The 21,591-nt window shown below is 72.0% G+C and carries 19 protein-coding genes; 8 read left to right on the top strand and 11 right to left on the bottom strand.

All coding sequences use genetic code 11. The annotated features are described in order from the left end of the window. Positions 1–2: 2 nt before the first annotated feature. Positions 3–1,871 (bottom strand): glutamine--fructose-6-phosphate transaminase (isomerizing), encoded by a 1,869-nt coding sequence (glmS, locus tag DEO23_RS04330; protein WP_109274725.1) that lies wholly within the window; start codon positions 1,869–1,871, stop codon positions 3–5. Positions 1,872–2,129: 258 nt separating this feature from the next. Between glmS and coaA the strand changes: the two genes are divergently transcribed. After that, positions 2,130–3,086, top strand: a complete 957-nt coding sequence (gene coaA / locus DEO23_RS04325) for a type I pantothenate kinase (RefSeq protein WP_109274837.1) — start codon at positions 2,130–2,132, stop codon at positions 3,084–3,086. Between the two features lie 106 nt (positions 3,087–3,192). Here the strand turns inward: coaA and glmM are convergent, their stop codons facing one another. Further along, positions 3,193–4,542 carry a phosphoglucosamine mutase gene (gene glmM / locus DEO23_RS04320; RefSeq protein ID WP_109274724.1) on the bottom strand — a complete coding sequence of 450 codons (1,350 nt, stop codon included), beginning with the start codon at positions 4,540–4,542 and terminating at the stop codon, positions 3,193–3,195. A gap of 211 nt (positions 4,543–4,753) precedes the next feature. On the opposite strand from glmM, the gene DEO23_RS04315 reads away from it, so the two are divergent. After that, on the top strand, positions 4,754–8,107 hold the full coding sequence (locus DEO23_RS04315; RefSeq protein WP_109274723.1) for a DEAD/DEAH box helicase: 3,354 nt from the start codon (positions 4,754–4,756) through the stop codon (positions 8,105–8,107). Positions 8,108–8,140: 33 nt separating this feature from the next. Here the strand turns inward: DEO23_RS04315 and DEO23_RS04310 are convergent, their stop codons facing one another. Then, positions 8,141–9,739, bottom strand: a complete 1,599-nt coding sequence (locus DEO23_RS04310) for a succinic semialdehyde dehydrogenase (RefSeq protein WP_109274722.1) — start codon at positions 9,737–9,739, stop codon at positions 8,141–8,143. Between the two features lie 49 nt (positions 9,740–9,788). On the opposite strand from DEO23_RS04310, the gene DEO23_RS15945 reads away from it, so the two are divergent. Further along, complete coding sequence (locus DEO23_RS15945; protein ID WP_133249832.1) at positions 9,789–10,220, top strand: type III PLP-dependent enzyme domain-containing protein; 432 nt, start codon at positions 9,789–9,791, stop codon at positions 10,218–10,220. Here DEO23_RS15945 and rpsI read toward each other — a convergent pair. The 3 genes from rpsI to truA all read right to left on the bottom strand — a co-directional run bounded on the left by rpsI (position 10,180) and on the right by truA (position 12,474). After that, a complete protein-coding gene (gene rpsI, locus DEO23_RS04300) occupies positions 10,180–10,674 on the bottom strand; it encodes a 30S ribosomal protein S9 (RefSeq protein ID WP_109274720.1) in 495 nt (164 codons plus the stop codon). The genes DEO23_RS15945 and rpsI overlap by 41 nt on opposite strands. Positions 10,675–10,723: 49 nt before the next feature. Further along, a complete protein-coding gene (rplM, locus tag DEO23_RS04295) occupies positions 10,724–11,167 on the bottom strand; it encodes a 50S ribosomal protein L13 (protein ID WP_109274719.1) in 444 nt (147 codons plus the stop codon). A gap of 452 nt (positions 11,168–11,619) precedes the next feature. Then, a complete protein-coding gene (truA, locus tag DEO23_RS04290) occupies positions 11,620–12,474 on the bottom strand; it encodes a tRNA pseudouridine(38-40) synthase TruA (RefSeq protein ID WP_109274718.1) in 855 nt (284 codons plus the stop codon). A 446-nt stretch (positions 12,475–12,920) separates the two neighbouring features. Between truA and purD the strand changes: the two genes are divergently transcribed. Both purD and DEO23_RS04280 read left to right on the top strand, forming a co-directional pair. Beyond that, positions 12,921–14,252: a phosphoribosylamine--glycine ligase gene (gene purD, locus DEO23_RS04285; protein WP_109274717.1), complete on the top strand. Its 1,332-nt coding sequence runs from the start codon at positions 12,921–12,923 to the stop codon at positions 14,250–14,252. After that, positions 14,249–15,211: a phosphoribosylaminoimidazolesuccinocarboxamide synthase gene (locus DEO23_RS04280; protein WP_109274716.1), complete on the top strand. Its 963-nt coding sequence runs from the start codon at positions 14,249–14,251 to the stop codon at positions 15,209–15,211. The genes purD and DEO23_RS04280 overlap by 4 nt, the downstream gene beginning before the upstream one ends. Positions 15,212–15,247: 36 nt before the next feature. Here DEO23_RS04280 and DEO23_RS04275 read toward each other — a convergent pair whose 3' ends face one another. Beyond that, complete coding sequence (locus DEO23_RS04275; protein ID WP_109274836.1) at positions 15,248–15,967, bottom strand: MBL fold metallo-hydrolase; 720 nt, start codon at positions 15,965–15,967, stop codon at positions 15,248–15,250. Between the two features lie 196 nt (positions 15,968–16,163). Between DEO23_RS04275 and purS the strand changes: the two genes are divergently transcribed. Together purS and purQ are read left to right on the top strand one after the other, a co-directional pair. After that, a complete protein-coding gene (purS, locus tag DEO23_RS04270) occupies positions 16,164–16,421 on the top strand; it encodes a phosphoribosylformylglycinamidine synthase subunit PurS (RefSeq protein ID WP_109274715.1) in 258 nt (85 codons plus the stop codon). Further along, positions 16,421–17,146 carry a phosphoribosylformylglycinamidine synthase subunit PurQ gene (gene purQ, locus DEO23_RS04265; RefSeq protein WP_109274714.1) on the top strand — a complete coding sequence of 242 codons (726 nt, stop codon included), beginning with the start codon at positions 16,421–16,423 and terminating at the stop codon, positions 17,144–17,146. The genes purS and purQ overlap by 1 nt, the downstream gene beginning before the upstream one ends. Positions 17,147–17,165: 19 nt before the next feature. Here the strand turns inward: purQ and DEO23_RS04260 are convergent, their stop codons facing one another. After that, a complete protein-coding gene (locus tag DEO23_RS04260) occupies positions 17,166–17,477 on the bottom strand; it encodes a winged helix-turn-helix domain-containing protein (protein ID WP_109274713.1) in 312 nt (103 codons plus the stop codon). Further along, positions 17,474–17,995: a hypothetical protein gene (locus DEO23_RS04255; protein ID WP_133249831.1), complete on the bottom strand. Its 522-nt coding sequence runs from the start codon at positions 17,993–17,995 to the stop codon at positions 17,474–17,476. Before DEO23_RS04255 ends, DEO23_RS04260 begins: the two co-directional genes overlap by 4 nt. Positions 17,996–18,155: 160 nt before the next feature. Between DEO23_RS04255 and DEO23_RS04250 the strand changes: the two genes are divergently transcribed. Further along, positions 18,156–19,133, top strand: a complete 978-nt coding sequence (locus DEO23_RS04250) for a nucleoside hydrolase (RefSeq protein WP_240613198.1) — start codon at positions 18,156–18,158, stop codon at positions 19,131–19,133. A 63-nt stretch (positions 19,134–19,196) separates the two neighbouring features. On the opposite strand, the gene DEO23_RS04245 is transcribed toward DEO23_RS04250, so the two are convergent. Both DEO23_RS04245 and DEO23_RS04240 read right to left on the bottom strand, forming a co-directional pair. Further along, on the bottom strand, positions 19,197–20,522 hold the full coding sequence (locus DEO23_RS04245; RefSeq protein ID WP_109274710.1) for a class I SAM-dependent methyltransferase: 1,326 nt from the start codon (positions 20,520–20,522) through the stop codon (positions 19,197–19,199). Positions 20,523–20,642: 120 nt separating this feature from the next. Further along, positions 20,643–21,587: a MaoC family dehydratase gene (locus DEO23_RS04240; protein WP_240613197.1), complete on the bottom strand. Its 945-nt coding sequence runs from the start codon at positions 21,585–21,587 to the stop codon at positions 20,643–20,645. Positions 21,588–21,591: the final 4 nt, after the last annotated feature.

The raw sequence follows: 21,591 nt of genomic DNA, 5'->3' as shown, positions 1-21,591 counted from the left end.
ACTCACTCCACGGTGACGGACTTGGCCAGGTTGCGGGGCTGGTCGACGTCGAGACCCTTGGCCGCGGCGAGCTCGCACGCGAAGATCTGCAGCGGGATCACCGACAGCAGCGGCGCGAACAGGGTGCGGGTCGCGGGCACGCGCAGCACCACGTCGGAGTAGGGCAGCACGTCGTCGTCGCCGTCCTCGGCGATGACCAGGGTGCGGGCGCCGCGGGCGCGCACCTCCTGGATGTTCGAGACCACCTTGGAATGCAGGGAGTCGCGTCCGTGCGGGGAGGGCACGATGACGAACACCGGCTGCCCCTCCTCGACCAGGGCGATCGGCCCGTGCTTGAGCTCGCCGGCGGCGAAGCCCTCGGCGTGGATGTAGGCGATCTCCTTGAGCTTCAGCGCGCCCTCGAGGGCGGTGGGGTAGCCCACGTGACGGCCCAGGAACAGCACGCTGGTGACCTCGGCCATCGACTGGGCGAGGTCGGTGACCTGGGTGGCGTCGTCGAGGACCCGCTGGACCTGCGAGGGGAGCTGGTCGAGGTCCTCCATGAGGGCGGCGATCTCGTCGGGGAAGAGGTTCCCGCGGACCTGTGCGAGGTAGAGACCCAGCAGGTAGCAGGCGGTGATCTGTCCCAGGTAGGCCTTGGTCGAGGCGACCGCGATCTCGGGGCCCACGTGCAGGTACAGCGCCGCGTCGGCCTCTCGGGGGATGGTCGAGCCGTGGGTGTTGCAGATCGCGACGACCTTCGCGCCCTGCTCCTGCGCGTGACGCATGGCCATCAGCGTGTCCATGGTCTCGCCGGACTGGGAGATCGCGACCACCAGGGTCTTCTCGGTGACGATCGGGTCGCGGTAGCGGAACTCGTGGGCGAGCTCGACCTCGGTGGGGATCCGGCACCAGTGCTCGATGGCGTACTTGGCGACGTTGCCGGCGTTCGCGGCGGTGCCGCAGGCGACGACGATGATCTTGTCGACGCTGCGCAGCACGGCGGGGTCGATGCTCATCTCGTCCAGGTGCAGGGCGCCGGACTCGATGCGTCCGCGCAGGGTGTCGGCCACGGCGGTGGCCTGCTCGTGGATCTCCTTGGCCATGAAGGAGTCGTAGCCGCCCTTCTGCGCGGCGGCGACGTCCCACTCGATGGTGTACCGCTTGGGCTCGGCGACGACCTCGCCGGCGAAGGTGCTGACGACGACGTCGTCGGCGGTGACGGTGACGATCTGGTCCTGCCCGACCTCGAGCGCCTCGCGGGTCGAGTCGACGAAGGCGGCCACGTCCGAGCCCAGGTAGTTCTCGCCCTCGCCGAGTCCGATGACGAGCGGGGAGTTGCGGCGGGCGGCGACCACGCGGTCGGGGGCGTCGCGGTGCACGGCGAGCAGGGTGAAGGCACCCTCGAGGCGGGCGACGGCACCGGCCATCGCGGTGGTCAGGTCCTCGGCGCGCTCCATCTCGCGCGCGACCAGGTGGGCGGCGACCTCGGAGTCCGTCTCCGAGCGGAAGGCGTACCCGTCGGCCTCGAGCTCGGCGCGCAGCGGGGCGAAGTTCTCGATGATGCCGTTGTGCACGAGCGCGAGCTCGTCGTGCTTCCCGCCCAGATGCGGGTGGGCGTTGGTGTCGGTGGGCGCGCCGTGCGTCGCCCAGCGGGTGTGACCGATCGCGACCCGCGAGGTCGAGGACTCCTGGCCGGAGAGCTCCTCACGGAGGTTCTGCAGCTTGCCGGCGCTCTTGGCGACGCACACCTGGCTCTCGTCGATCACGGCGATGCCGGCCGAGTCGTAGCCGCGGTACTCCAGACGCGCGAGGCCCTGCAGGGCGAGGTCGATGGGACGGGACGAGGAGGAGGCGGGGGCAGCGCCCACGTAGCCGACGATTCCACACATGCCCTCGACGCTAACCGCAGCGGAGCCCACGGCAATGCTCGTCCGACCTGTTCGCGGGAGGTTTCCCTCACGATCCCCGGGCCTCGTGCCCGGACGTGACAGGCCGTGCGCACGTCCTGTCACGATCATGCAGGAGGCCTCTCGCCGCGTTCCGGCGCGGCTCTCCGGCAGCGCTCGCGGCACGGATCGTGGCGTGCCCCGTCCCACGGGGGTGTCGTCGGCCCCGCGCCGGGTCCGACGGTGGAAGAATGGATGACCATGAGCTCGCACGCGGTCCATGGGTCGTTCACCCCGTTCGACGAGATCCGCCGTGAGGACTGGGCTCGACTGTCGGACCAGACCCCGCTCCCCCTCACCGCCGAGGACGCGGAGAACCTGCGGGGTCTCGGGGACAGGCTCGACCTCGACGAGATCGACGCGGTCTACCGGCCGATCTCGCACCTGCTGAACATCCAGGTCAGCTCGGCGCAGAACCTGCGCCGGGCGCGCGGTGGCTTCCTCGACCAGCCGCTCCAGCGCACCCCCTACGTGATCGGCGTGGCCGGGTCGGTGGCGGTCGGGAAGTCCACGACGGGCCGTCTGCTGCGTGAGCTGATGGCGCGCCGCCCGGACACCCCCGAGGTGCAGCTGGTGACGACCGACGGCTTCCTGCTGCCCACGGCGGAGCTCGAGGCGCGCGGGATCCTGCACCGCAAGGGCTTCCCCGAGAGCTACGACCGCAAGGCGCTGCTGCGCTTCGTGGCGGAGGTGAAGGCCGGGACCCGGCGCGTGGAGGCGCCGGTCTACTCCCACCTGGTCTACGACCGCGTCCCCGGTGAGAGCGTCGTCGTCCAGCGGCCCGACGTGCTCATCATCGAGGGGCTCAACGTGCTGCAGCCCGCGCGACCGCGGCGCGACGGGCGACTGGGGGTGGCGGTCTCGGACTACTTCGACTTCTCGGTGTACGTCGACGCGCGCACGGACGTGATCCGGCGCTGGTACATCGAGCGGTTCCTGCGCCTGCGCCAGACCGCCTTCAGCGACCCGCGCTCCTACTTCCACCGCTACGCGCAGCTGACCGACCAGGAGGCGCGGGCGACCGCGGAGGGCATCTGGGACTCCGTGAACGGCCCGAACCTGGCCGAGAACGTGTTGCCCACCCGCGGGCGCGCGGACCTCGTGCTGCGCAAGGATCAGGATCACCGCGTGCGCAGCGTGCTCCTGCGACGCGTCTGAGGACTTCGCTCGAGGACGCGCCTCGAGGACTCCGGTCCGGCGCCCCGCCCCCGGAGGTCCGGCGCCCCGCCCCCGGAGATCCGGGACAGAACGTCGAGCACGGGCGTCAGTTCAGCGCGAGGCGCTCGCTCACGATGCCCGCGAGCTTCTCGGCCGCGGAGGTCGCGATCTCGTCGCTGGGGGCCTCGACCATCACCCGCACGACGGGCTCGGTGCCCGAGGGGCGCAGCAGCACGCGCCCGGACTCCCCCAGCTCGGCCTCCGTCGCCGCGACGGCGTCCAGGACGGCGCGGTCGATCGAGGCGCGGGCCTTGTCGACGTCGCGCACGTTGATGAGCGCCTGCGGCAGACGGGTCATGACGTCGGCGAGCTCGCGGGCGGTGCGCCCGGTCTGGGCGATGCGCTGCAGCAGGTGCAGGGCGGTGAGCTCACCGTCGCCGGTGGTCGCGTGAGCGGCCATGATGACGTGGCCGGACTGCTCGCCGCCCAGCGAGAAGTTCCCCAGGTTCATCTCCTCGAGCACGTAGCGGTCGCCGACGGAGGTCTGGCCCAGGGTGATCCCGTGCTCCTTCATCGCGATCTTCAGGCCCAGGTTGCTCATCACCGTGACCACGAGCAGGTCGTCGTGCAGGAGGCCGCGCTCCTTGAGGTCCACGGCCAGGATCGCCATGATCTGGTCGCCGTCGATCTCACGTCCCTCGGCGTCCACGGCCAGGCAGCGGTCCGCGTCGCCGTCGAAGGCGACGCCGACGTCGGCCCCGTGCTCGCGCACGGCGGCCTGGAGCGGGCCCAGGTGCGTCGATCCGCAGTCCTCGTTGATCTGCTTGCCGTCGGTGCGGTCGCCGATCACGTGCACCGTCGCGCCGGCGGCGCGCAGGGCGGCCGGACCGGTCTGCCAGGCGGCGCCGTTCGCGCAGTCGGCGACGACCGTGAGGCCCTCGAGGCTGCGATCCAGGGTCGAGGTGAGGTGCTCGACGTACTGCTCGACGGCGCCCCCGTACTCGCGGATCGTGCCGACGGCCGTGTCCAGGGGCCGCTGCCAGTCCTCGCCGAGACGCGCCTCGATCGCGTCCTCGACCTCGTCGGGCAGCTTGGTGCCGCCGCGGGCGAAGAACTTGATGCCGTTGTCGGCCGAGGGGTTGTGGGAGGCGGAGATCATCACGCCGAGCTCGACCCCGGAGGTCTGCACCAGATGGGCGAGGCCCGGGGTGGGCAGGATGCCGGCGTCCTCGACGTCGATGCCGGCGGAGGCGAGTCCGGCGCACACGGCGGCGCTCAGGAAGTCGCCCGAGGGGCGCGGGTCGCGAGCCACGATCGCGCGCGCCCGGGTGCCGTCGAACGCGCCGAAGTCGGCCAGCACATGGGCCGCCGCGACCGAGAGGTCGACCGCGAGCTCCGCGGTGATGTCCACGTTCGCGGTGCCGCGCACGCCATCGGTGCCGAACAGTCGTGCCACAGGGTTCTCCTCGGAATCGGTCGCCACGGATCGGGATCCGCTCTCGGATCCAGCCCCGAGAGTAACGCGCGCGCCCCGCAGCCACCTCCCACCGTGCAGCCGTCCGCCCCGTGCCGTGACACATCGCAAGCCGCACCCGCTGTGGAGGACCGGCGTGAGACGCGCGGTGGACGGGTGACCCGGCGCCTCGGGCAGGATTAGCCTGGAGGGTATGCCCGGATCCGATCTGCTCCCCCACGTGCCGCCCACGGTCATCACCCACCACGTGGGCAGTCGATCCGCCGGCCGCGGTCTCGCCTACGCGAGGGAAGGGCGGGTCCAGGACCTGGTCTGGGACCCCGACTCCCAGAGTGTCTCGGCGGACGTCGCCGGCACGGAGCGCTCCTCCTACCGCGTCACCGTCGGGCTCGGCGAGTACGAGGAGGACGCGGTCTCCCGTCGCTTCATGACCCCCGAGCCGGGCGGTCTGTGGCGCCCCGTGCGCTCCCGCTGCACGTGCCCGATCGGCGCGGACTGCAAGCACGTCGCCGCCGTGCTGTACCACCTGGACGACCTGGGCGCCGACGAGGAACGTCGCTCCCCTCCCTCGGAGTGGCGCAGTGTGCTGCGCCCCCTGCTCACCGAGTCCCCGAGCCAGGAGGTCCCCCAGCCCCTCGCGATCCGCTTCGACCTCGAGGCCACCCCCGTCGGCCCTGGTCGCTCGCGATTCCGCCGCGAGACCGCGACCCCCGAGCTGCTGCGCGCGGGCGCCGACGTCTGGCTGGGCCTGCGGCCGATGACGATGGGCAGGAAGGGCACCTGGATCAAGGGCGGTCTCTCGTGGCGCACCTTCGAGTTCCGGATGGCGGGCCGGGCGTACCACACGGGCCATGCCGAGGCGCTGACCCGCATGTTCGCCTCGGCAACGGCCGAGAGGTCCTATGCGAGCGGTTCGATCGAGCATCTCTGGCTGAACTCGATCGGCTCCCCGCTGATCTGGCAGTCCCTCGCCTACGCACGCGACGCGGGCGTGGAGTTCCTGCCCGGCGACGGACTGGCCTCGATCGACCTGGTCAGCGGCGGCGGGGTCGAGGTCGACCTGCGCATCCCCGAGGGGTCGACGGACCTGCGCGTGAGCCCGCGGATCACCATCGAGGGGCAGGACGCGCCCACCGCCAGGCCGCTCGGCACCGCCGGGGTGATCGCCCTGGAGGAGCTGGAGGAGGGCACCGTGCGGCAGGGCCGCGCCTTCTCCGCGCGGATCGCTCCCGTCGGCGCCCCCGTCCCGACGGCTCTGCAACGTCTGTTCCAGCGTCCCGAGCCGCTGGTGGTCCCCGCCGAGGACCGTGAGGACTTCCTCGAGGACGCCTACCCGCGGCTGCGCGTCGTCACCAGCGTCACCAGCAGCGACGGCAGTGTCGAGATGCCCGCGATCGATCCGGCGACCCTGCATCTCTCCGCTCGCTACACCGACGGCGACCGCCTCACGCTCACTTGGAGCTGGCGCTACCACGACCCCGCACGCACCCTCCCCATGGACCAGCGCCAGGGGGTGCGCCGCGACACCGCCCACGAGGACGAGGTGCTGGCTCGCGTGCGCACCCTGTGGCCGACGGCCGGCAGCGACGCACCCGAGAACCTGAGCGGGCCCGACACCGCCCGATTCTCCGAGCACGTGCTCGACGCCCTCGGCGAGCTCCCGCACGTGAGCACCGAGATCGTGGGCACCCGTCATGCCTACCGCGAGCTCGACGGCGCACCGCAGGTGCGCATCACCCAGACGCAGTCACCCGGCAAGCACGACTGGTTCGACCTGGGCTTCGAGGTCACCATCGACGGCCGCCAGATCCCCTTCCCCACGCTCTTCACGGCGCTCGCCCAGGGCCGCTCGCGGATCATGCTCCCGGACAAGACCTACTTCTCGCTGGACAACCCGGCCTTCGACGCACTGCGGGAGCTGATCGCCGAGGGCGAGGCCCTGGCGGAATGGGACCCGCAGCAGCAGAGCATCAGTCGCTTCCAGCTGGGCATGTGGGAGGACCTCGAGGAGATCGCCGAATCCGCTCGCGCGAGCTCCGAGTGGGAGGCGAGCGTGGGCGCCCTGCGGGACGTCGGCCAGGTGGAGACGCCGCCCCTGCCCCGCGGCCTGACCGCGGACCTGCGCCACTACCAGCGCGAGGGCTTCGCCTGGCTCTCCTTCCTCTTCGACCATTCGCTCGGCGGCGTGCTCGCCGACGACATGGGCCTGGGCAAGACCGTGCAGACGCTCGCGCTGATCGCCCGCGCCCGCGAGAGCGCCCCCGTGGTGATCGACGGGGCCGACGGCTCCGTGGCCGAAGTCCCGCCGCCCTTCCTGGTGGTGGCGCCGTCCTCGGTGCTGCCCGTCTGGCGCGCCGAGGCCGAGAAGTTCACGCCCGGACTGGACGTGCGGGTGGTCGACCGGACCTCGCGGGCCCGCGGCGGCGACCTGGCAGAGGAGATCCGCGGCGCGGACCTGGTGGTCACGAGCTACACGGTGCTGCGCATCGACGACGACGAGTTCGCGCGCCAGCGGTTCCAGGGCCTGGTGCTGGACGAGGCGCAGTTCGTGAAGAACCGTCGCTCGCGAACCCACCAGGCCGCCAAGGGGATCTCCGCAAACTTCCACCTCGCGATCACCGGCACCCCGATGGAGAACTCCCTGGACGACCTCTGGTCGATCCTCGAGCTCAGTGCACCGGGCCTGCTGGGCTCGGCGATCGGCTTCCGCCAGCGCTACACCCTCCCGATCGAGAACGGCGAGCACCCCGAGCGGATGGACGTGCTGCGCTCACGGCTGCGTCCCTTCATGCTGCGCCGCACCAAGGAGATGGTCGCCACCGAGCTGCCCGAGAAGCAGGAGCAGGTGCTCACGGTGACCCTGGGGGCCGAGCACCGGGCGCTGTACGACTCGGTGCTGCAGCGCGAGCGCAAGAAGGTGCTGGGGCTGATCGAGGAGGACATGGACCGCAACCGCTTCATCGTCTTCCGCTCCCTCACCCTGCTGCGGATGATGGCGCTGGACCCCTCGATCGTGGACGCCGAGGCGCACGGCGACGTGCCCAGCTCGAAGCTCGAGGCGCTCTTCGACCGCCTCGACGAGGTGCTCGGCGACGGGCACCGCGTGCTCCTGTTCAGCCAGTTCACCTCGCACCTGCGACACGTGGCCGACGAGCTGACCATGCGCGGGGTGGCCTTCAGCTACCTCGACGGCTCCACCCGCGACCGGGACGCCGCGGTCCGCGAGTTCCGCGAGGGCGAGAACCCGGTGTTCCTGATCTCGCTGAAGGCGGGCGGCTTCGGCCTCACCCTCACCGAGGCCGACTACGTCTTCCTGCTGGACCCGTGGTGGAACCCCGCGGCGGAGAACCAGGCCGTCGATCGCGCCCACCGGATCGGACAGGAGCGCCAGGTGATGGTGTTCCGCATGGTCGCCGAGGACACCATCGAGGAGAAGGTGCTCGCGCTGCAGCAGCGCAAGGCCGCCCTCTTCGACGCCCTCACCGACAGCGGGAAGGCCTTCCGCTCCGGCATCACGGCCGACGACATCCGGGAGCTGCTGAGCTGAGACGCGGCTCCGAGGTGGACCCGCCGGCGGCGCTCAGCGCCGACGCAGGGCGTGCAGCACCCGCATCGCCGACCCCATCACGCGCGCGTAGCCGGCCTGGTCGAGCAGCCCGCTGGGCCCCATCGGCAGCAGGTGCTGCTGGGCGATGGTGCGCGCGCGGGTGAACTGGAGCAGTCCCTCGGTGCCGTGACGATGGCCCAGCCCCGAGGCCTTGACGCCGCCCGAGGGCGCGTCGATCGAACCCCAGGCGGCGGCGAAGGCCTCGTTGACGTTGACCATCCCGACCTCGAGCCGGAGCGCCGCCTCGCGTCCGTGGCGGCGCGAGTAGACGCTCGCGCTCAGCCCGTACTCGCTAGCGTTCGCCTCGGTGATCGCCTGGTCGGTGCTCGTGACCGGGGAGACCGAGACGACGGGCCCGAAGGTCTCCTCCCCGTGCAGCCTCGCGGCCGCCGGGACGTCCGCCAGCACGGTCGGGGCGTAGAAGTACGGTCCGACCTCGGGCAGGGCTCTGCCACCGGCGAGGACACGGGAGCCGGCCGCTCGCGCCTGCTCGACGTGGTCGTGGACGCGCTCGAGCTGGCGTGGTCCGGCCAGCGACCCCATCTGCGGCCCGTAGGCGAAGCCCGGACCTACGCGCAGACGCTCGGCGCCCTCGGCGAAGCGGGTGCAGAACTCCTCGTACACGGACTCGTGGACCAGGATCCGCTCGATCGAGAGGCACAGCTGCCCCGCGGAGGAGAAGCAGCCGCGCAGCGCGCCCTCGACCGCGGCGGGCAGGTCGGCGTCCTCGAGGACGAGCATCGGGTTCTTGCCACCCAGCTCCAGAGCGGTGGGCAGCAGCCGCTCCCCCGCTCGCGCGGCGATCCCCCGGCCCGCCGCGGTGGACCCGGTGAAGGAGAGTCCGTCGGCGCCGTCGATCAGGGGGCCCCCGACCTCGTCGTCATCACCGGGGACCAGCTGCCACAGCTCCGCGGGGAGCCCGCAGGCGATCGCGAGGCGTCGCACCAGCACCGCCGTCAGAACGGTCGAGCTGTCGGGCTTGTGCACCACGGCGTTGCCGGCGACGAGCGCGGCCAGCAGGTCCGCCGCTCCCAGCGAGAGGGGATAGTTCCAGGGGGTGATGAAGCCGATCGTCCCCAGGGGGTCGCGGGTGACCTCGGTGCGCGTGAGCCCTGCGATCGCGCCGTGACGGGCGGCGGGGCGCAGGCCCCGCGGGGCCTCGAGCGCGTAGTAGCGGCACACGTTCAGCACGTCGAGCAGCTCGTCGACGGCATGGATGCGCGCCTTGCCGGTCTCGAATTGGATCACGTCCAGCAGCAGGTCGCCGTGTCGACGCAGGGTGTCGTGCAGGCGGTGCAGCACCCGCGTGCGCACGGCGAGCGGCCTCTCGGCCCAGACCCTCTGCGCGATCCGGGCACGGCCGAACCCGGCCTCGACGTCCTCGGCGGTGGCGCGACGGGACCCCGGCATCCTCGCGCCGCTGAAGGGCATGAGCACCTCGATGCGCTCACCGTGCCCCGATGCATCCTCGTAGGGCTCCTCGGCGAGCAGGTCCAGGAGTCGCTCGGGGAGCTCATCCTCGGGCGCGTGGCGGGCCCCCGTGGCCGTGTCGGCGGCGTGATCAGCGGTCATGGCAGCCTCGAGAGGTCGTGGGTGACGGTGCACTCGTACATTACGCGTCATGGTCACCCGTGCTCTGCGTCACGCCCTGCGCGGGATCGATGCCCCGTGCGCCGTCCTGGACATCGAGGCCTTCGACGCGAACCTCGAGTCGTTGGCGTCGCGCGCCGACGGGCTCCCGGTCCGTCTGGCCTCGAAGTCCCTGCGGGTCCCTGCCGCGATCGACCGCGCCCTGTCCCATCCGGCCTTCCGCGGCCTGCTGTCCTTCTCCCTGCCCGAGGCGCTGCTGCTGCACGAGCGCGGCGCGGACGACGTGGTCAGGTCTTCGGCAGCCGCTGGACCGACCGGCTCCTCGGCCGCTGAGACGACGGAACCCCGCCACCTGTCGGTGACGGGGTTCCGTGCGGCTGGACCTGCGAGGGCTCCCAGCGCTCCCTGCGGTGATCCGAGGATCAGCGCTTGGAGTACTGCGGGGCCTTGCGGGCCTTCTTGAGGCCGGCCTTCTTGCGCTCGATGACGCGGGCGTCGCGGCGCAGGAAGCCTGCCTTCTTGAGGGCCGGGCGGTTGTTCTCGGCGTCGATCTCGTTCAGCGCACGAGCCACGCCCAGACGCAGCGCGCCGGCCTGGCCGGAGGCGCCGCCACCGTTGATACGGGCGATGACGTCGAAGCGGCCCTGGAGCTCGAGCACCTTGAAGGGCTCGTTGACCTCCTGCTGGTGGACCTTGTTCGGGAAGTACTCCTCGAGGCTGCGGCCGTTGACGGTCCAGGTGCCGGTGCCGGGCACCAGGCGGACGCGGGCGACGGCCTGCTTGCGACGACCGGTCCCGGCGCCGGGAGCGGTGATCGACTGGCCGGTGCCGACAGTGGCCTCAGCAGTGGACTCGGTGGTGAAGTTCGAGGGGGTCTCGTCGGTGTCGACGGCCTCGGGTGCGGTGGTCTCGGTCACGGGTCTCCTCAGTTGTTCCGTGCGGCAGGGCGGAGCGGGGCGCGCCCGCTTACTGCGCCACCTGGTCGAAAGCGAATTCGGTGGGCTGCTGGGCAGCGTGGGGGTGCTCCGGGCCGGCGTAGACCTTGAGCTTCTTCAGCTGCTGGGTCGCCAGCTTGTTCTTCGGGAGCATCCCGCGGACGGCCTTCTCCACAGCGCGCTCGGGGTAGGTCTCGAGGAGCTCGGAGTAGGGGATGCCGCGCAGGCCGCCCGGGTAACCGGAGTGGCGGTAGGCCAGCTTGGCCTCGCGCTTGTTGCCGGTCAGGGCAACCTTGTCAGCGTTGATGATGATGACGAAGTCGCCTGCATCCACGTGGGGTGCGAAGACCGGCTTGTGCTTTCCCCGCAGGAGCTGAGCAGCCTGGGAAGCGAGCCGGCCGAGGACGACATCCGTTGCGTCGATGACGTACCAGGAGCGCTCGACATCGTCGGGCTTCGGGGTGAACGTACGCACTCGTGCCTTCTTCTCTCGTCGTGTGTGCCCAGGGGTCCGGGACGTGCGGAGGCACGCCCCATGGGGCACGGTTCGATCTGGACCGTGGACACGCTTCCTTCGGTTAAAGCATGGCCGTTCCGTCGCGCCTGGACCCCTGCCCGACCTGCAACGATGCACAGGACTGCGGGGCCCCCGATGCGTGTGAGGAACCCTCCTCGCGCCGCGTGAGATTCGGCAGCGGTTCGGGTGCACATCAGGGCACGACGACTCGTCATGATAGCGAGACCCGCTCACCGCGGTCAACGTCCGTCATGCCCGGCGACCTGCACGAACGCCCGCTGTGGTGGATTCCACTCGGGCCGGCACCCGAGAGCGGCGTCGGAGCGCGCTCGGGCGTCGGATCGTTCCCGGGCTCGACCTCGGGCGAGCAGGGTCCGCGAAGGGCCCTGGCGGCGCGGGCCTGCTCGGGTTCAGACGCGCAGGGTCCTGGCGGCGCGGGCCTGCTCGGCCAGGAGGTCGTCGGCCGGATAGTCGACGGACTCGAGGGTGAGCCCCTCGGGCGGAGCCATCGGTGCCGCTCCGACGCCCGTGCGGGTCGCGGCCTGCCGGGTGCGGGCCTCGAGGATCTCGCGGGGCCAGTGGCTCCCACGGCGCCCCTCGCCCACGGCGAGCATCGCCCCGACCAGGGAACGCACCATGTGGTGGCAGAAGGCATCGGCCCTGACGGTCGCGACCACGAGCCCCTCGTCCCGGCGCCCCGGCCCCGGACGCTGCCAGCTGAGCTCCCGGAGGGTGCGGATCGTCGTCGCACCCTCGCGCGGACGACAGAAGGAGAGGAAGTCGTGCTCCCCCAGCAGGGCCTCGCTGGCCCCGCCCATCGCCTCGACGTCCAGGGGGCGGCGGTGTCGCAGCACGTCCCGGCGCAGGGGGTCGTGCACCAGCGGGGAGTCAGAGATCCGGTACCGGTAGAGCCGCGCGAGCGCCCCGAAGCGGGCATCGAACTCCTCAGGCACCGGACGCGCGCCGCGCACGACGACGTCGGGCGGCAGCACACCGGTCAGACGGGTCACGAGGGAATCGGCCGGGGTGCGGTCGCTGCGACCGGGCAGCGCGGCGACGACGTCATCACTCAGGTCGAGGTGGACGACCTGGCCCTGCGCATGGACCCCGGCGTCGGTGCGTCCGGCGACGGTCACCGGGACCGGCGAGCGCGTGACCTTGTGCAGCGCGTCCTCGAGGACACCCTGCACGGTCCGCTGGCCGGGCTGGGCGGCCCAGCCGTGGAAGCGGGTCCCGTCATAGGCGAGGTCGAGGCGCAGACGCATAACAGCGATGCTATCGAGGCCCGCCCGCCCCTCCCCCGCACAGCCGGTCCCCTTCCCCCCGTCCCGTCGATCCCCTCCCGTCTCGTCGATCCCCTCCCGTCTCGTCGATCCCCCGTCTATAGGACAGTTCCGGAGCGAGAATGCCCGTTCTTGCTCCGGAACTGTCCTATAGACGGCCACGACCGCTGCGTCCGGCCACGTCGACCTGGCCGACCACGCCGAACACGCCGACCGCGCCCTCCTGCCCCGCGCCCTCCTGACCCGCACCGCACCGCGCCGCACCACACCGTCCTGCCCCGCCACGCCGACCACCCCCACACCGCGCCGACCTGCCCGCCACCCCGCCTACCCCCGCACCCACCCCTCCGACCAGCACATCCACCGCGCCCCGCGGCGCTCCTGGGCGCCACCCCACCCTCCAGGGGCCGGCCGGTAGGGTGTGCCGGGTGAAGATCCTCGTCATCGGCTCCGGGGGCCGCGAGCACGCGATCGTGCGTCGCCTCTCCCGTGACACCCCTGCACCGGTCCTCCACGCCGCCCCGGGAAACCCGGGCATCGGCGATCACGCACAGTGCCACGACGTGGCCCCCGAGGACCTCGACGGCCAGCTGGACCTCGCCCGCGAGCTCGATCCCGACCTGGTCGTGATCGGCCCGGAGGCCCCGCTCGTCGCCGGGCTGGCGGACGTGCTCACGGAGGCGGGCTTCACCGTCTTCGGGCCGTCGGCCGACGCCGCGCGCCTCGAGGGCTCCAAGGCCTGGGCGAAGGAGATCATGCGCGCCGCCGGGGTGCCGACCGCCGCGTCGGTCGCCGTCACCACGGGCGACGACATGATCCCCGCCCTGAACCGCGTGAACCCGCTGCGCGACGTCCCCTTCGTGGTCAAGGCCGACGGCCTGGCCGCCGGCAAGGGGGTCGTCGTCACCGACGACATCGAGCACGCGATCGCGCACGGTCGGGCCGTGATCGGCGCCGGCGGCTCGATCGTCGTCGAGGAGTACCTCGACGGCCCCGAGGTCTCCCTGTTCTGCATCAGCGACGGGACCCGCGTGGTCCCCCTCGCCCCCGCACAGGACTTCAAGCGCACTCTCGACGGCGACGAGGGCCCGAACACCGGCGGCATGGGCGCGTACTCGCCGCTGCCGTGGGCCGAGCCGGGGCTCGTCGACGAGGTCGTGCGCGAGGTCGCTCAGCCGACGATCGACGAGCTTGCCCGCCGCGGCACCCCGTTCGTGGGCGTCCTGTACTGCGGTCTCGCCCTCACCCGTCGTGGCGTGCGCGTCGTCGAGTTCAACGCGCGCTTCGGCGACCCCGAGACCCAGGTGGTGCTCGAGCGCCTGACCAGCCCGCTCGGCGAGCTGCTGCTCGCGGCCGCCCGGGGCGAGCTGGACACCGCCCCGCAGCCCACCTGGTCGGACGAGGCCGCGGTGACCGTGGTGCTCGCCGCTCCCGGTTACCCCCGTCGGGCGACCGTCGGCGATCACATCTCCGGCTTCGCCGATGCCGCCGCCGAGGGCGCGATCGTGATCCACGCCGGCACCGACGTCGACCCCGAGGGCCACCTGGTGAGCTCGGGCGGCCGTGTGCTGTCCGTCGTGGGCACCGGTCCCGATCTCACGGCGGCCCGGGAGCGGGCCTACGCCGGGATCGCCCGGATGCATCTGAGCGGCGCGCACCATCGCAGCGACATCGCGCAGGGCGCCGCGGAGGCCGAGGCCGCCGCGCGCGTGACCCCGCCGACCGCACCCGAGGAGAACCCGGCGGGCAGCGAGGCATGAGCGGTCTCGGCGGCGCTCCTCTCGGCGGCACGCCTCTCGGCGACGACCACCTCGGCGGCGACCCCCTCGTCCTCGCCCCCGCCCTGCCCGGCTGGGACCACGCGGTCTCCGGCAAGGTCCGGGAGCTCTACGTGCCCTCGGGTGAGGACGTCGCGACCGCCCGCGAGGTGCTCGTGGTCGCGACCGACCGCATCAGCGCCTACGACTTCTCGCTCGCCCCGGGGATCCCGGACAAGGGGCGGGTGCTCACCGGCATCTCCCTGTTCTGGTTCGAGCAGCTCGCCGACGTGGTCCCCCATCACGTGCTCTCGGCCGAGGACGTCCCCGAACAGGTGCGCGGGCGCGCGCTGCGCTGCCGCGGTCTCGACATGATCCCGCTGGAGTGCGTGGTGCGCGGGTACCTCACCGGCTCCGGTCGCGCGGACTACCAGCGCGACGGCGCCGTGGGCGGCCACCCGCTCCCCGGCGGCCTGGTCGAGGCCTCGCGTCTGCCCGAGCCGCTGTTCACCCCCTCGACCAAGGCTGAGCAGGGAGAGCACGACGAGAACATCACCGTCGCGCAGGCTCGGGAGCGCCTGGGCGCGGACCTCGCCGACCGTCTCGACGAGCTCACCCGCACCGTGTACTCCACAGCGCAGCGCATCGCCTCCGAGCGCGGCATCCTCATCGCCGACACCAAGCTCGAGTTCGGCTTCTCGCGCACCGACGGGGCCCTCACCCTGGGCGACGAGGTCCTCACGCCGGACTCCTCGCGCTTCTGGTTCGCCGATTCCTACCGCGAGGGCGAGACCCAGCAGAGCCTGGACAAGCAGTTCGTGCGCGACTGGCTGACGTCGAGCGCCTCGGGCTGGGATCGCAGCAGCGGGCAGGAGCCGCCCCGGCTGCCGGACGCGATCGTCGCCCAGACCCGCGACCGCTACATCGAGGCCTACGAGAGGCTCACCGGCCTCACGTTCTGAGCGCCGGCAGTTGCCGCAGCCGTCGCGGACCCGAGTTCACCGCTCGGACGCGGCGACCTCGACGACCCTCTCCCCCTCGGGCCAGTCCCGCACCTCGGTGCCCTCGGGTGCGAGGTTCGTGGACTGCGTGATGTAGATGGTGCGGCCCTGCGTGCTGACCACCGCGTCGTGCACGGGCAGTGCGAGCCCAGGGCGCACGGCGCGCAGGAAGTCGATGGTCTCGCGCATCTTCGACCAGGGGGCGACGACGGCGAAGGCGAGCACGTCGATGCCCTCGAACTCCGGGACCTCCTCGAGGGAGTCACCGGTGATGCCCAGTCGCGGCTCCCCCGGCGTCGAGAGCACCAGGCCCGAGTTGCCCACCCGGGGGATGTCGGGGTGGATCACGGCGTGGTCCCCGCCGACCGCCGCGACCTCGATGCCGCCGGCGCGCTGCGAGGATCCGGCAGGAAGCTCCACCAGCCGGTCCGCAGGGAGCGTTCCCTCGAACGCGCCGCCAGGCAGCTCCGTCTCCCCTCGCAGCCCCGCGGCGGTCTGCGGCTCGGCGAGGACCAGCGCCTGCGGGGAGGCCTCGAGCACGCGGGCGAGCAGCGCGGGCGCCACGTGATCGGCGTGCTGATGGGTGATCGCGACGGCGTCGTAGGGGCCGGCCGCGAGAACGTCCTCGGCATCGCTGAACGAGCCGGGATCCACGAGCACACGGGTGTCCGCGGCCTCGACCGCGAGGCAGGAATGGCCCAGGTGTCGGATCCTCATCATGTCCTCCTTGTCTGGCACTGCCGGATGCCTGCCCGTCGGGCAGGGGCGTGAGGGAGACCGTCGCGCGGACGCGCCGCGCATCGCATGCTCCCTCACCTCTAGGATGAAGACTCGCACACCGTCGTCCGCGCTGCAGACCTCTGGCCGGCGCGCGACGGCAGTCCTCCGGAGCACAGTCCCGACAGGAGAGCCCATGCCACGCGTCGTGGTCCACGTCATGCCCAAGCCCGAGATCCTGGACCCCCAGGGCAAGGCCGTCGCTGCGGCCCTCCCCCGGCTCGGATTCGAGGGCATCGCCTCGGTGCGCCAGGGCAAGAGGTTCGAGCTCGAGCTCGAGGGCCCGGCCGACGAGGCCGCGATCGCCCGCCTGCGCGAAGCGGCCGAGACGCTGCTGTCGAACCCCGTGATCGAGGATGTCGTCGACATCGAGGTGCTCGGAGAGGGCGCCTGATGCGCATCGGCGTCGTCACCTTCCCGGGCACCCTCGACGACCGTGACGCCCTGCGCGCGATCGCCCAGGTGGGCGGCGAGCCCGTCGCCCTCTGGCACGCGGACGACACCCTGCACGACGTCGACGCCGTGGTGCTGCCGGGCGGGTTCTCCTACGGCGACTACCTGCGCGCCGGGGCGATCAGCCGCTTCGCCCCCGTGATGGGGCGCGTGGTCGACGCCGCGAACGGCGGCATGCCCGTGCTCGGCATCTGCAACGGCTTCCAGATCCTGTGCGAGTCCCACCTGCTGCCGGGGTCGATGATCAAGAACGCGCACCGTTCGTTCATCTGCCGCGACCAGCCTCTGCGTGTCGAGAACTCCGCGACCGCCTGGACCTCGGAGTTCGCGGACCAGGAGGTCATCCGGATCCCGCTGAAGAACCAGGACGGCCAGTACGTGGCCGACGAGCGCACCCTCGCCCAGCTCGAGGACGAGAACCGCGTGGTCTTCCGCTACGTCGCCGGCGCCACCCACGGGCCTGCGGGCTTCGAGGAGAACCCCAACGGTTCGCGCCACGGCATCGCGGGCGTGACGAACGAGCGCGGGAACGTCGTCGGCCTGATGCCGCATCCCGAGCACGCGATCGAGCCGGGCTTCGGCCCCGACGAGCCCGACCGCGGCACCCGTACGGGCACCGACGGCCGTCGCTTCTTCACCTCGGTGCTGGGTTCCCTGGTGTCCTGACCTGCCTCGCGTCTCCCCCTCACGGGGTGCCGGCGATTGCCTGCAGGGTCTCGAGATGTGCTCGCCAACGACTGACCCCCTCCTTGGTCAGCGAGAGGGTGGTGCGTGGGCGCTTGCCCACGAACCCTTTGGAGACCTTGACGAACCCTGCGTTCTCGAGCTCCGTGATCTGTTTCGACAGGACGGAGTCGCTGACCTGCAACTCGTCACGAAGCTCCCCGAAGACGAGCGACTCGACCGCAGCGAGCGCCGCCACGATCGAGAATCGCACGGGATGGGCGAGTTCGTTCTCGAGTCGGAACCGCGGATGACTGCGGTCGGGAGCGCTCATCGAGTCCCCTCCTGCGCTCCCCCGGCCCGTGACCGGAGCGCCGCAGCCTCCCCGGCGATGGCCACGGCGAACAGGACGAAGAAGACCGGGGCGACGACCAGCCCGAACCGCGTGGTGGCCACGACCACCCCGAGGACCCACACCGCGCCCCAGGCAGCCATCAGGAGAACCCATCGGCGCCCCAGACCGCGCCGCCACCGATCACGGAACATCATCAGCGGGATCATCGCGACGGCCACCCAGATGAGCGAGAAGACGATGACGAGCGTGGCGGACGCGAAGCCGGGTGTCGGCGGGACCTTCTCGGCGAGATGCAGGGCGATCACGGTGAGCGAACCGATCGCGCAGAGCATGCCATAGGTGATGAATGCTGCAGGGATCGAGGCCGGAAGCCGGCGGAACCGCCCCTGCGCTTCCTCGAGACGGCGACGCGCCTGGTCCCGTTCGGCCTCGGTGCTCGACACCTCCGTGTCACGGGGGTGACCACCGGGTATGCGGGGCGTGGGTGACGTGCTCATGACGGGTGTCCTTCCTGGGAGTCCTCCCGTGCCCCGTGCGGGGCTCCGGCTCCGTCGCTCGGGGCCATGTCGGCACCGATGCTCCGAGTACATCAACTACTTTCCGTATTGGCAAGTAGTTTCAAGAAGATTCCTTCCCGCTCCGCCGTACGATGACGACGTGACCGCCCCGCACACGCCTGTCCTGCTCGACTGCGACACCGGCATCGACGATGCCATCGCCCTGACCTACCTGGAGGCCCGCGACGACGTCGAGATCGTCGGGATCGTCTCCACCGCGGGCAACGTGGGCACCGAGCAGGTGCTCGCCAACAACCTCGCACTCTCGGCGATGCTCGGGATCGAGGCACCGGTCGCCCGCGGCGCAGCCGCCCCGCTGGTCCAGGAGCTGATGACCGCCGAGGACACCCACGGGCCGACGGGGCTGGGCCATGCGATCCTCCCGCAGCCGGCGGGGAGCCCCCGCACCGCCGACCCCCGCAGCGGTGCCCAGCTCTGGGTCGATGCGGCCCGGGCGCATCCCGGCGAGCTGGTGGGACTGGTGATCGGTCCCCACACGAACCTCGCCCTCGCGCTCGAGATCGAGCCCGAGCTGCCGAGCCTGCTGCGGCGTCTGCACATCATGGGAGGGGCGATCAACCACCGCGGCAACACCCTGCCCACGACCGAGTGGAACATCGCGGTGGACCCCGACGCCGCCCGGCGAGTGCTCGCGGCCTTCACCGCCGCTCCGCAGCGACCGGTGCTCGCACCCCTGGATGCGACCGAGGCCGTGCGCTTCACCCAGGAGACCGTGGACCGACTGCGGGCGATCTCCGCGCATCCGGTGATCACCGTGCTCGTGGATGCCCTGCGCTGGTACTTCGAGTTCCACGAGGCCGACGGCTTCGGCTGGATGGCGCACGTGCACGATCCGCTCGTGGTCGCCCACGCCCTCGAGCCCGGTCTCGCCCGCACCAGCCCGCTCGCCGTGGACGTCGAGCTCGAGGGCACCCTCACCCGGGGTCAGACGGTCGGCGACTGGCTGGGGCGCTGGGGACTCGACCCGAACGTCGACCTCATGGTCGAGGCCGACGCCGACACCTTCGTCGACCATCTCCTCCGGGTGCTGGAGCGGCGCTTCGGCGCCACGTACTGATCGCGAGCGGGCAGACGCGGACCGATCGCGAGCGGGCGCCGAGCCCGCGGGACGCGGACCGTCTCAGCTCCGGGTCGCCTGCAGCACCGTGAAGCGGCGGTCGCGGGCACGCTGCTGCACGGACCCGATCCGGCTCTCCAGTTCGTGGCGATAGCGCAGATGGGAGTTGTGGACGAACCACAGTTGCCCACCCGGACGCAGCACGCGGGCGACGGCGTCCAGCAGGCCCTGCACGAGCGTCGCATCGATCGCCGCTCCGTCGTGGAACGGCGGGTTCAGCAGCACGAGGTCGGCGCTGTCCGCGGCCTGACCCGCGAGCGACGCCTCCCACAGCACGCGCGCCTCGCCCGGGCGACCGCCGGCGTCGACCCCCACGGACTCCTCGGTCCCCACGGCCCCGTCGCTCGTCGCAGCGTCCGCCGCGAGGGACTCGAGCGTCGCCCGGGTGGAGGCGACGGCGTCGAGGTCGTCGTCGGTGGCGAGCAGCCGGGCCGCGGGCAGCGCGCTGCGCAGATAGGCCGCGAGCAGGCCGTTGCCCGAGCCCAGATCGATGACAGAGCGGGCCGAGAGCACCGCGGGCGACCCCTCACCCGGTGTCGCGGCCCGGGCCTCCTCCGGGGCACCGTCGGATTCCCCGTCGGCCCCATCGCTCCGCGTCGTGTCCTCGATCTCGCCCGCGCTGATCGCCTGGTCCAGCGCGTCCAGGAGCAGCAGGCTCCCGGCGTCCGCGCTCGCACCGCCGAAGACGCTCCCGATCCCGGACAGGGTGACCGCGGTGCGCATGCCGCGCACCGCGATCTCTACCTCACTGCTGCGCGGCGGCAGCTCGCGGAGGTCATCCCGCGCAGTGCGCGCGACCAGGGCGCGCGACTTGCCCAGCCCGCGGGTCGCGTGGACCTCGTCGTAGACCTCGGCGAGCACCTCGTTCTGGCTGCGCGTCATGTGCTTGACGCGCCCGCCGGCGATCAGTGCGGGCACGCCGGCGCGCGCCAGGGAGCTCGCCCGCACCTCGAGGGCCGCGAGGGCCTTGGGCAGGCGTGCGAGCGCGAGGTGGACCGATCGACCGGCGAGCAGCGTGGCCAGGTCAGCCGGCGCGTCCTCGAGTCCTGCGATCAGCAGCCGCCCCTCGCCCAGCGCTCCCCGGTGCTCCTCGGCGAGCGCGAGCGCATGCTGCACGGAAGTCTCCTGGACCACCACACGATGCTGCGTCCCCTCGAGAGCATCGAGGGCGGCTCGCGTCAGAGCACCTGTCGCATCGTCGAGGACGACCAGGTCCCCGTCTGCGCCGCCGTTCGCGCCCAGACCCAGCTCGGTGCGGGCGACCTCGAGGATCAGACGGTCGGTCTGGTCGGCGGCGGGGGCGGTCTCATCCGGGCTCGAGGAATCCATCGGGCCAGTCTGGCCTGCCGTCCGGCCCAGGTCCATTCGGGCCGCAGACCATTCGGGCCGCGGGCGGTGCGGACCGCAGGCGGCTCGGCCCACTCTCCGTGCGGCCCGCGGTCCGCGGGTTCAGCCGAGATCGGCCGGAGTCACCTCGACCGAGAAGTGGCGGCGAGCCGGTTTGCCGCCGCGCGCGGGCTTCCACCCCTCGCAGCGTGTGCCGCCGTCGCCGTCGTCCTCGTAGCGCACCAGGACCGTGCCGGGCAGCGTCACCGGGGCCTCGAAGGTCACGTCCCACTGCAGGGGGCGCGTCAGATCCGGTCGCGACTCGGTGAAGGCCCGCGAGGCGGTGTACATCCCGTGGGCGATGGCCCGCGGGAACCCGAAGGCCCGCGCCGTCAGCGAGGACATGTGGATCGGGTTAGCGTCCCCGGAGACCTCGGCGTAGCGCCTGCCGGTGCCGGCGTCCAGGCTCCATCGGCCCGTCGGGGCCGAGGGCACGAACTCCGCGCGCGAGGAGCGCTCGCTCCCGTCGCCACCGGCTCGGCCATCGCGCGACTGCCCCTGGGCACCCGCGTCCTCGCCCTGGGGCGCGGCCCCCTTGGCGAGGTAGGTCGAGACGTCGGTCGCGATGATCTCGCCGTTCTCGGAGAGGATCGTGGTGACGGAGTCGAAAAGACGCCCTCGCCGGTGCGGCCGCAGGTCGCGGGTGCGGCACTCGACGTCCACGAGCTCCCCGACCTCGACGCTGCGGTGCTGCAGGATTCGGTTGCTGACGTGCACCAGACCGAGCAGTCCCACCGGGAAGTCCGAGCGCGCCATCAGCGACAGCGAGACGGGGAAGGCGAGCACGTGGAGCACGCCGGGGTGCACGAGGTCCGTGGCCGCACCACCCATCAGATGGTCGAAGGCCGCGGCCCGCGCCGGGTCGATCCGCACCTTCCGCACCCGGTGGGCGAGGTCGGGCAGGGTCGCCGAGCGCTTGGCCCCCGGGCGCCTGGTCAGCGCCGCGGCATAGACCGCGGGGAAGGAGGGGACGTCGCCGAGGTCCTTGACCTGCTCGTGCGTGCTCACGCGG

It is taken from the genome of Brachybacterium endophyticum (assembly GCF_003130585.1).
Lineage (GTDB): Bacteria > Actinomycetota > Actinomycetes > Actinomycetales > Dermabacteraceae > Brachybacterium > Brachybacterium endophyticum.
The sequence above is the reverse complement of the archived record's forward strand: the minus strand, read 5'-3'. Positions and strand labels throughout refer to the sequence as shown.